General features: G+C 69.1%; 8 protein-coding genes and 1 pseudogene. 6 read left to right on the top strand and 3 right to left on the bottom strand.

The annotated features are described in order from the left end of the window. The first annotated feature begins 150 nt into the window (after positions 1 to 150). Positions 151 to 1056: a hypothetical protein gene (locus tag ACFWPJ_RS15735; protein ID WP_378851812.1), complete on the top strand. Its 906-nt coding sequence runs from the start codon at positions 151 to 153 to the stop codon at positions 1054 to 1056. A 160-nt stretch (positions 1057 to 1216) separates the two neighbouring features. On the opposite strand, the gene ACFWPJ_RS15730 is transcribed toward ACFWPJ_RS15735, so the two are convergent. Further along, positions 1217 to 1444, bottom strand: a complete 228-nt coding sequence (locus tag ACFWPJ_RS15730) for a hypothetical protein (protein ID WP_189030781.1) — start codon at positions 1442 to 1444, stop codon at positions 1217 to 1219. A 95-nt stretch (positions 1445 to 1539) separates the two neighbouring features. Between ACFWPJ_RS15730 and ACFWPJ_RS15725 the strand changes: the two genes are divergently transcribed. Beyond that, positions 1540 to 2121 carry a TetR/AcrR family transcriptional regulator gene (locus ACFWPJ_RS15725; protein ID WP_378851809.1) on the top strand — a complete coding sequence of 194 codons (582 nt, stop codon included), beginning with the start codon at positions 1540 to 1542 and terminating at the stop codon, positions 2119 to 2121. A 29-nt stretch (positions 2122 to 2150) separates the two neighbouring features. On the opposite strand, the gene glpK (ACFWPJ_RS15720) is transcribed toward ACFWPJ_RS15725, so the two are convergent. Continuing rightward, positions 2151 to 3665 carry a glycerol kinase GlpK gene (gene glpK / locus ACFWPJ_RS15720; RefSeq protein ID WP_378851806.1) on the bottom strand — a complete coding sequence of 505 codons (1515 nt, stop codon included), beginning with the start codon at positions 3663 to 3665 and terminating at the stop codon, positions 2151 to 2153. A 181-nt stretch (positions 3666 to 3846) separates the two neighbouring features. Then, complete coding sequence (locus tag ACFWPJ_RS15715; RefSeq protein ID WP_378851803.1) at positions 3847 to 4599, bottom strand: IclR family transcriptional regulator; 753 nt, start codon at positions 4597 to 4599, stop codon at positions 3847 to 3849. A 115-nt stretch (positions 4600 to 4714) separates the two neighbouring features. Between ACFWPJ_RS15715 and glpK (ACFWPJ_RS15710) the strand changes: the two genes are divergently transcribed. From glpK (ACFWPJ_RS15710) to ACFWPJ_RS15695, 4 genes and pseudogenes are all read left to right on the top strand, one after another. After that, on the top strand, positions 4715 to 6232 hold the full coding sequence (gene glpK / locus ACFWPJ_RS15710; protein ID WP_378851800.1) for a glycerol kinase GlpK: 1518 nt from the start codon (positions 4715 to 4717) through the stop codon (positions 6230 to 6232). Then, positions 6232 to 7935, top strand: a pseudogene (locus ACFWPJ_RS15705) (glycerol-3-phosphate dehydrogenase/oxidase). The gene glpK (ACFWPJ_RS15710) and the pseudogene ACFWPJ_RS15705 overlap by 1 nt, the downstream one beginning before the upstream one ends. 102 nt (positions 7936 to 8037) lie before the next feature. Further along, positions 8038 to 8676, top strand: a complete 639-nt coding sequence (locus ACFWPJ_RS15700) for a TetR/AcrR family transcriptional regulator (RefSeq protein WP_378851797.1) — start codon at positions 8038 to 8040, stop codon at positions 8674 to 8676. A 300-nt stretch (positions 8677 to 8976) separates the two neighbouring features. Beyond that, positions 8977 to 9726 carry an SDR family oxidoreductase gene (locus ACFWPJ_RS15695; protein WP_378851795.1) on the top strand — a complete coding sequence of 250 codons (750 nt, stop codon included), beginning with the start codon at positions 8977 to 8979 and terminating at the stop codon, positions 9724 to 9726. The last annotated feature ends 29 nt before the right edge of the window (positions 9727 to 9755 follow it).

Genomic DNA, 9755 nt, shown 5'->3' with positions numbered 1-9755 from the left:
CCCCCCACCACCCCCCCCCCCACGCATTACCCCCCCACCCCCCCCCCCCCCGGCCGCGCCGCCGCCGCCACGCCGACCGGACCGGTGCGTTTCGCCCAACACGCCGCCACGATTCGGGTGCGCCACGCATTCGCTAATACGGTGCCCGGCATGCCGAGCTACCTGCACGAAGGTTTGCTTGATCTCTTCCGCACAGACATCACTCTGGCTCCATCGCTGCTGGTCGAACAGTTCGGAATGCTGCTTCCCGACCAAGCCGAGATGCGAGCCGAGCCCTGCGACTTCACCGACATGGGGCCCAAGGAGTATCGCGGTGACTTTGCGCTGAGCACCTGCGACGACCGAAACCGGCCGGTACTCGGCGTGTGCGTCGAGGTCCAGCTGAGTTGCAAGGAAGATCGGCGATGGAAATGGCCCGTCTACGTGACCACACTGCGATCGCGGTTGCATTGCCCAGCAGTGCTGCTGGTGGTGACTCCCAGCCGACAGGTCGCGAAATGGGCTTCGAAGCCGATCGAACTCGACCCCGGCGGTTCGGTCATCCACCTGCGGGTGCTCGGCCCCGACCGGTTTCCCATCGTGACCGACCCCGACGAAGCCCGGCGCAGTCCAGAACGCGCGACACTGTCGGCGATCGCGCACGGAGCGGGTCCGCACATGGACGAGGTGCTCTCGGCATTCCTCGCCGGGCTGATGAAAACCGACGACGAGCGTGTGAAAATGTATCTGGATCTGGTCGACGACGAGTTGACCCTTGCAGCGAGCCGACGTCTGGAGGAACTTGTGAAGAGCACTCCCGAATACCGTGGCCGCATCGCCACCAAATATGTGGCCAAAGGTGTGGCCAAAGGTAGGGAAGAAGGCAGAGAAGAAGGCAGAGAAGAAGGGCGGGCAGAGGAAGCTGCCCATGCCGTTCTCACTGTGTTGACCGCCCGTGGTCTCGAGCTGTCTGTCGCGCAACGCGCCACGCTCGCCGAATGCACCGATCTCGATCAGCTCAACGAATGGTTGGTGCAGGCCGTCACCGCCACATCAGCAGCAGAGCTCTTCGCCTGACGACATCAGCGGGGCGCCGGGCGGCCCAGCCGAGGCTGAGGTCGCACCGCTCTGACAAAGGCCGGTGGTGGCGGAATCGAGATATCCCCCGTCCGGGCAACGCGATTCCGCCACTGACCAGCTCAGCGGCCCAGCTGCGACAGCTCGAGCTCGGCCCGGATTACGCCGGCGCGCCGCAGGTGATTGCGGAGCCGCACTGGAGCTGACGCAGCAGGGAGCCGAAGCCGTCGATCAGCGAGCTGCCCGTCGAGGTTCCGCCGGGGGCGGGCTCGCCCGGGGCGACCACCGGTGCGGGGGTGAGCGGTGCGGCGGCGGCCGGGCCTGCGGTGAGGACTGCTCCGAAAGCCAGCGCCGCGATGCTTGCGCCGAGCAGCTTGGTGAACGCCATGATGAATCCTTTGTTCAGTTCCGTGGTGATGGATGGCGGCTCGCAGTGTTGCATAGTTGACCGATCGGTCGCAATAGCCTTGGTATGCTCGGAAAGTGGCGCGTACCAAGGAATTCGACCCCGATGTTGCGCTGGACCGCGCGTTGGATCTGTTCTGGCAGCGCGGCTACGAGACGACATCGATAGCCGATCTGATCGAGCATCTCGGTATCGCCAGGGGCTGTATCTACGCGACTTTCGGCAGCAAGCACGAGCTCTTCATGAAGGCGCTGCAACGCCACCTGGAGATCGTCGACGCGCGGGTCACCGCGGAATTGGCCCGTCCGGGCCCGGCGCTGCCCGCGATCCGAGGGCTCATCGACCGGTTCGTGAACGAATCCTGCGCGGAGAACCGATTCCTCGGTTGCCTGGTCACGACCGCCGCGGTCGAGCTCGCCGCCCGCGACGCCGATGTCGCCCGGTTGGTCGAATCCAGCTGGGCGCGCACGGAGACGGCCCTGTTCTCGGCGCTGTCGCGCGCCCGGGCGCAGGAGGAACTGCCGCCCGACGCGGATACGCGCGCGATGGCCCGCTTCCTGCTGGTCTTCTTCCAGGGCGTCTGGGTGCTCGAACGCGCACCCAATTCCGCCACCCGCTTGCGGGACGCGGGCCGGGTGGCCGCATCGATCCTAGGCTGAGCCGCGGCCCCCATTCGTGAACGATCGGTCTAGTTTGCGGGCTCGGCCGACGCACCACCGGCGGGCCGCGCCCAGCCGACACTGAGCTGCACCGCCCGCTGCCACCGCTCGTACTCCTCGTCACGGACGGACCGATCGGCCGTCGGCACCCACTGCGCCGCCACCCGCCAATTACGCCGCAGCCCTTGCAGATCCGGCCAGTAACCCACCGCCAGTCCGGCCGCATAGGCCGCGCCCAGCGAGACCGTCTCGGTCACCAGCGGACGCATCACCGGAACGCCGAGGACATCGGCGATGATCTGCATGAGCAGGTTGTTCGCCGCCATCCCGCCCGCGACGCGCAACGACTGCGCCCGCAACCCGGCATCGGCGTTCATGGCCTCGACGACATCTCGGGTCTGCCAGGCCGTGGCCTCCAGCACCGCGCGGGCCAGGTGGCCCTTGGTCACATAGGAGGTCAGCCCGATCAGCAGCCCGCGCGCGTCACTGCGCCAGTGCGGCGCGTAGAGCCCGGAGAACGCGGGGACCAGGTAGCAGCCACCGTTGTCGTCGACAGTGTTGGCGAGGGTTTCGATCTCGGGCGCGGTGGCGATCAGGCCGACGATGTCGCGCAGCCACTGCACCAGCGACCCGGTGACCGCGATCGGCCCTTCCAGCGCGTACACCGGGTCGGGCCCGACCTGGTAGCCGATGGTGGTGAGCAGCCCGTGTTCGGATCGGATCAGGTCGGCGCCGGTGTTCATCATCAGGAATCCACCGGTGCCGTAGGTGCATTCGGTCTCGCCGGGCGCGAAACAGGTCTGGCCGAACAGCGCCGCGTGCTGGTCGCCGAGGGCCGCGCCGATCCGGACGCCGGGCGCGACCGTGCGGGCGGTCCCGAAATCGCCGGTCGACGGTTCGATGCGGGGCAGCATCGCGCGCGGAATATCGAAGAACCGCAACAGTTCCTCGTCCCACTGCCGGGTGGCCAGGTTCATCAGCAGGGTGCGGCCCGCATTGGTGACATCGGTGACATGGATGCCGGTGAGATTCCAGATCAGCCAGGACTCCATCGTCCCGAACAGCACCTCGCCGCGTTCGGCCCGCGCCCGCAACCCGTCGACATGATCGAGCAGCCACCGCAGCCGCGGTGCCGCGAAGTAGGTGGCCAGCGGAAGCCCACTCAACTCCGTGATCCGGTGCGCGCCAGGCGCTTTCCGCAACCGCTCGACGAGCTCCTCGGTACGGATGTCCTGCCAGACGATCGCGGGCCGCACCGGCACCCCGGTCTCGCGATCCCACACCACGGTGGTCTCGCGCTGATTGGCGATCCCGATCGCCGCCACCTGCGCGACGGTGATCCCCGCGTCCCGCAGCGCCGCGGGCACGATCCGCTCGACGGTCCGCCAGATCTCCATCGCATCCTGCTCGACCCACCCCGAGCGCGGATACCGCTGGCGATGCGCGCGCTGGGCCAACCCCACCAGCCGCGCGTGCCGGTCGAACACGATGCAGCGGGTGGAGGTGGTGCCCTGGTCCAGGGCGAGCACATACCGTTGCGTCACCGGAGTCTCCCGTTTGCTCTGCGCCGAGATCGTGCTGGATCGCCTGTCGCTGCCCGTCCTCGCGCGACCGCGGCGGTCCTGGTCTGTAAACGGTTGTCGCACAGCCGGTCCAGCGGCCCCGCGATCCCGATGGCAGCTACCATCAGACCTCCGCTGGCTCGCATCGGCGCGGTGGAGCGGATCACTGCGCCACCCCCAGATCGCGGTGTACGGCCTGAGCGGCTGCGCGCACCTGCTCGACAGCGGCAGGCCGGATCTGTAACCGGTTGTCGCACAGCCGATCCGTCGGCCCCGAGATGCCGATGGCAGCTACCACCAGACCTCCTCTGGCCCGGATCGGCGCGGCCACGCCCGCCTCGCCGGTCCGATACTCCTCGACCTCACTCGCCCAGCCGGTCCGCCGGACCTCGGCGATCGCACGGTCCAGCGCCGCCCGCTCGACGATAGTTCGCCGCGTAAAAGCTTGCAGCGCACCGAGATCCGTCGCCGCGTCATAGGCGAGCAGTACCTTGCCCAGCGCCGTGGCGTGCGCGGGCAGCACCTCGCCGACGGCGAGCACCTGCTCGGTGTTGTCGGGCCGGAAGACGTGATGCACCACCGTCACTCCCGCGGGCCGCGCCACCGCCATCCGCACCGATTCGCCGGTGTGCGAGGCGAGCGCGTCGGCCCGGTGGATCGCCCGCGAGCGCAGCTCGTTGACGTCGAGATGGTCGCTGCCGAGTTCGCCCAGCGCCGGCCCGAGCAGATACCGGCCGGTCGCCGGATCCTGGTCGACGAAGCCCACGCCCAGCAGGGTCCGCAGGATGCCGTGCGCGGTGGGTTTGGCCAGGTCGAGCGCGGCGGCGACCTCACCGACCGCCATCGGCCCCGACCCGCGCGCGAGCAGACGCAGCACGGCCGCGGCTCGCTCGATCGACTGGATCGGACCCGGCACCGCCCGAACCTATCAGCCAACCGTTCAGCATTGTCGAACGGCAGCCGTGGCGGCCGGATCGGGCCGTTCCTAGCGTGGGTTCCGGGCTCGAGGGTGAGTCCTCGAAAGGACCACGATGAATCGGTATGTGGGCGCGATCGACCAGGGCACGACCTCGACGCGTTTCATGGTTTTCGACCGCGACGGCGCCGTCGTCGCCCGGCATCAGCTCGAACACGAGCAGATCATGCCGCGCGCGGGCTGGGTCGAACACAATCCGGACGAGATCTGGGAACGCACGCGCACCGTCGTCAAGACCGCGCTCGCGACGGCCGATCTCACCGCCGCCGATCTGGCGGCGATCGGCGTCACCAATCAGCGCGAGACCACCATCGTGTGGAACCGCCGCACCGGCCGCCCGTACTACAACGCGATCGTCTGGCAGGACACCCGCACCGATCGCATCATCGCCGCGCTCGAGGCGGCCGGGCACAGCGAGCTCATCCGCGAGAAGACCGGTCTCCCGCCCGCCCCCTATTTCTCGGGCGGCAAGCTGCGCTGGATTCTCGACAATGTCGAGGGCGTGCGCGCCGACGCCGAACGCGGCGACGCCCTGTTCGGCACCCTCGATACCTGGCTGATCTGGAATCTCACCGGCGGCATCCGCGGCGGCGTGCACGTCACCGACCCCACCAACGCCTCGCGCACCATGCTGATGGACCTGGAGACGCTGCGCTGGGACGACGAGCTCCTGCGCGTCTTCGACATCCCGGGCGCCATGCTGCCCGCCATCGCCCCGTCGTCGAATCCGGCCGGTTTCGGCACCACCAATCCCGACGGCCCGTTCAAGGGCGCGGTGCCGATCGCGGGCGTGCTCGGTGACCAGCAGGCCGCCGGCGTCGGCCAGGTCTGCTTCCAGCCGGGCGAGGCCAAGAACACCTACGGCACCGGCAATTTCCTGATGCTCAACACCGGCACCGACATCGTGCGCTCGACGCACGGCCTGATCACCACCGTCGCCTACCAGTTCGGCGACGACAAACCCGTCTACGCGCTGGAGGGTTCGATCGCGGTCACCGGCTCGGCTGTGCAGTGGCTGCGCGATCAGCTCGGCATCATCGCGGGCGCCGCGCAGATCGAGGACCTGGCCGAACAGGTCGACGATTCCGGCGGCGTGTACTTCGTGCCCGCGTTCTCCGGGCTGTTCGCGCCGTACTGGCGACCCGACGCGCGCGGCGCGGTCGTCGGCCTGTCGCGCTACAGCAACAATGCCCACTTGGCCAGGGCGACACTGGAATCCATCGCCTACCAGACCCGCGATGTGGTCGAGGCCATGCAGCGCGACTCCGGCGTCCAGCTGGCGACGCTGCGAGTCGACGGCGGCGTGACCATGAACAAGCTGGCCATGCAGATCCAGGCCGACCTGCTCGGCGTCCCGGTCTCGCGGCCGGTCGTCGCCGAGACCACCGCCCTCGGCGCCGCCTACGCGGCAGGCCTGGCGGTCGGGGTCTGGAACTCCACCGACGAACTGCTCGCGAACTGGCACGAAGACGTCCGCTGGTTCCCCACCTGGTCCGACGAGCAGCGCGAACGCGGCTACCGCCGCTGGCTCAAGGCCGTCGAACGCACCCTCGACTGGGCCGAAATCGACTGATGAACCACAACAAGGAGCAAGCCGTGTCCGTTCCCCTGGACCCCACCTACCGCGACAAGGCGATCGCGGCGCTCGGCGACAGCGAGATCGACGTGCTGGTGATCGGCGGCGGTGTCACCGGCGCCGGTGCCGCGCTCGATGCCGCCTCGCGTGGCCTGTCGGTGACCCTCGTCGAAGCCCGTGACTTCGCCGCCGGTACCTCGAGCCGCTCGTCCAAGCTCATCCACGGTGGCCTGCGCTACCTGGAGCAGATGGACTTCGCGCTGGTGCGCGAAGCGCTGAAAGAGCGTGGGCTGCTGCTGAATACGCTCGCCCCGCACCTGGTGCACCCGGTGCCGTTCCTGTTCCCGTTGCAGCACCGCGTCTGGGAGCGCGCCTACATCGGCGCGGGCATCGCCCTCTACGACACCCTCGGCGGCGCGCGCACCGTGCCCATGCACAAGCACCTGACCCGAACCGGCGCACTGGAACTCGCGCCCGCGCTGCGCTCCGACGCGATGACCGGCGCCATCCGCTACTACGACGCCCAGGTCGACGACGCCCGCCACACCATGATGATCGCCAGGACCGCCGCCGACCGTGGCGCGACCGTGCTGACCCGCACCAAGGTCACCGGACTCGTCCGCGACGGCGAGCAGTTCGTCGGCGCCCACGTGGTCGACCTGGAAACCGGTGTCGCCCACACGATCCGGGCCCGCAGTGTGATCAGCGCGACCGGCGTGTGGACCGACGACATGATCAAGATGACCGGCGTCGACTTCCCGTTCCACGTCCAGATGTCGAAGGGCGTGCACATCCTGGTGCCGCGCGACCGGCTCGACCTGTACACCGGCCTGATCATGCGCACCGAGAAGTCGGTGCTGTTCGTGATCCCGTGGGCCGAGCACTGGATCATCGGCACCACCGACACCGCGTGGTCGCTGGACAAGAACCACCCCACGGCCACCGCCGCCGACGTGCAGTACATCCTCGACCACGTCAACGCGGTGCTGCGCGAGCCGCTGACCAGGGCCGACATCGTCGGCACCTACGCAGGCCTGCGCCCGCTGATGACGGGTGCGACGAAGGAGACCGCCAAGCTCTCGCGCGAGCACGCCGTCGCCGAGCCCGCGCCCGGCCTGTTCGTCATCGCGGGCGGCAAGTACACCACCTACCGGGTGATGGCCGCCGACGTGGTCGACGCCGTCACCGCCCGCCTCGGCGGCGACATCCCCGCCTCGGCCACCGCGCGGCTGCCGATCGTCGGCGCGGAGGGCTACCGCGAAATGCTGGCCGAGGCAGAAGAATTGGCCGCCACGGTGGATCTGCCTGTCGAGGTCATCGAGCACCTGCTCGGCCGCTACGGCGCGCTGGCCACCGATATCTTCGCCCTCGTCGGCGCGGATGCCGCACTGCGCCAGCCGATTCCGGGCGCGCCGGGGATCCGCCCCGGCGGGGCGGGGTAGCGCGGCCCCCACGAGGGCGCGCTGCACCTCGACGACCTGCTCACCCGCCGCACCCGCATCTCCATCGAGGTCCCCGATCGTGGCCTCGCCGCCGCGCCGGAGATCGCCCGCCTGATCGCGCCGCCGCTCGGCTGGGACGACGAGACCACCAACGCCGAGATCAACCGCTACTACGACCGGGTGCACGCCGAGCTCGCCGCCAACGAGGCGAGCGACGACATCTCCGCGAACACCGCGCGCTTGGTCGCCGTTCGGTGACGGGCTGACCCGGTCTCGGGCGCGGAAGCCACGGTTCACCGCGGGCGTCGCCACGACCTACCGCTTACCTTCAGGTCTGTATGTAAGCTGTAGGATCGTCCGATGACCAGCACCGCAGCCGACAAACCGCAGCGGCGGACGCAGGGGCAGCGCAGCAGCGAGATGCGCGCGCGCCTGCTCGACGCGACCATCGATTGCCTGGTCGAATACGGATACGCGGGCACCACCACGCCCCGGGTCGCCGAGCGCGCCGGTGTCACCCGCGGCGCGCAGGTGCACCACTTCGGCTCCAAACACGATCTGGTGGTCGCCGCGATCAAGCATCTGGCCGAGCGGCGGGTGGCGGCGGCGATGAGTGAGATGACCCAGGTCCCGGTCGGGGCCGATCCGGTCGGCGCCGCGCTCGAGTTCCTGTGGGACCTGCATCAAGGGCCGCTGTTCATCGCGACGGTCGAGCTGTGGGTGGCAGGCCGGACCGATCCGGTGCTGGCCGCGGCGATGGAAGAGGTCGAACCGCTGGTCAACACCGCGGTGCTGCAAGCGGTCGCCGAGCTGATCCCGGACGATCTGCGCCGCAAGGGCGCCCGCGACTTCGCCTACACCGCGATGGACGCGCTGCGCGGCATTCTGGTCGCCAATTTCGTCGTCCCCGATCCGGATCGCGCGCACCGCCGCTGGCATCGCGCCATGGTGGATTTGCGTGCAGCGGCCGCCGCCGTGATCGCCGCCGGTCCCCACTGATCGCGGGCGCCGCGACTCGGTAGCGGCGGCAGAGCTCGGGCACGCGATGGGTAGCGAGCTGACCGAGCTGTGTTCACACCATTCATCAGCTACCACAGCAGCAAGCGGCCCGTCGTCGAACACATCGCCGGGTGCTGTCTCCGGGCGGGGCGGGTCGGCCGGAGCGGTTGGGGGCCAGAAGCGTCGCGGTACGCGGCGCATCGGCAGTGATCGGTTCCGACGGCGGGCGTCGGATGACTAGCGTGGGCACATGGAATCGCATATCGAGCCCTCGTTGGCACCAGTACCGGCGGTCGTGTCGTGAGCCGGGGCACCATCGTCATCACCGGCGCCAGCTCCGGCCTCGGCGCGGAGATGGCCCGCCAGTTCGCCGCCATCGGCTATGACCTCGGACTGTGCGCGCGCCGCACCGAACGACTCGAGGAATTGCGCACCGAGATCCTCGCCGCGCATCCCGATCGCGTCGTCTCGGTGCGACAGCTCGACGTCACCGACGACGCCGCCGTGTTCACCGTCTTCGACGAGTTCGCCGCCGAATTCGGCGCCATCGACCGCGTCGTGGTGAACGCGGGCCTCGGCAAAGGCGCCCCGCTGGGCACCGGCCGCCACGACGCCAACCGCGAGACCGCGATGGTGAATTTCCTTGCCGCACTGGCCCAGACCGAGGCCGCGATGAAGATCTTCCGCGCCCAGGGCAACGGCCACCTGGTGATGATCTCCTCCATCTCGGCCCTACGCGGCATGCCCAAAACGCTGACCACCTACGCCGCCACCAAGGCCGGAGTCGCCGCACTGGCCGAGGGCCTGCGCGCCGAAGCCGTTCCCGGCGTCGACGTCTCGGTGATCTACCCCGGCTACATCCGCTCGGAGATGAACGACCGCATCAAACACGAGCCGAAGCTCATGGTGGACACCGAAACCGGCGTCCGCTCGATGGTCGCCGCCATCGAGAAGCGCCGCGCCAAGGCCTACGTCCCGAACTGGCCCTGGATCCCGATCGCCTTCGCCCTGCGCACCCTCCCACTCCCACTGGTCCGCAAACTCCTCTGACGACAACGAAGGCTGTACCAGGCGAAAGG

It is taken from the genome of Nocardia sp. NPDC058497, assembly GCF_042720195.1.
In the GTDB taxonomy this organism is placed as follows: domain Bacteria; phylum Actinomycetota; class Actinomycetes; order Mycobacteriales; family Mycobacteriaceae; genus Nocardia.
This window is presented reverse-complemented; position numbering and strand designations above follow the sequence as displayed.

What these genes read in the sequence shown, in the direction of transcription:
- ACFWPJ_RS15700 (WP_378851797.1), top strand. Translation starts at nt 8,038, where the DNA reads ATGACCAGCACCGCAGCCGACAAACCGCAGCGGCGGACGCAGGGGCAG.
- ACFWPJ_RS15730 (WP_189030781.1), bottom strand. Translation starts at nt 1,444, where the DNA reads ATGGCGTTCACCAAGCTGCTCGGCGCAAGCATCGCGGCGCTGGCTTTC.
- ACFWPJ_RS15735 (WP_378851812.1), top strand. Translation starts at nt 151, where the DNA reads ATGCCGAGCTACCTGCACGAAGGTTTGCTTGATCTCTTCCGCACAGAC.
- glpK (WP_378851800.1), top strand. Translation starts at nt 4,715, where the DNA reads ATGAATCGGTATGTGGGCGCGATCGACCAGGGCACGACCTCGACGCGT.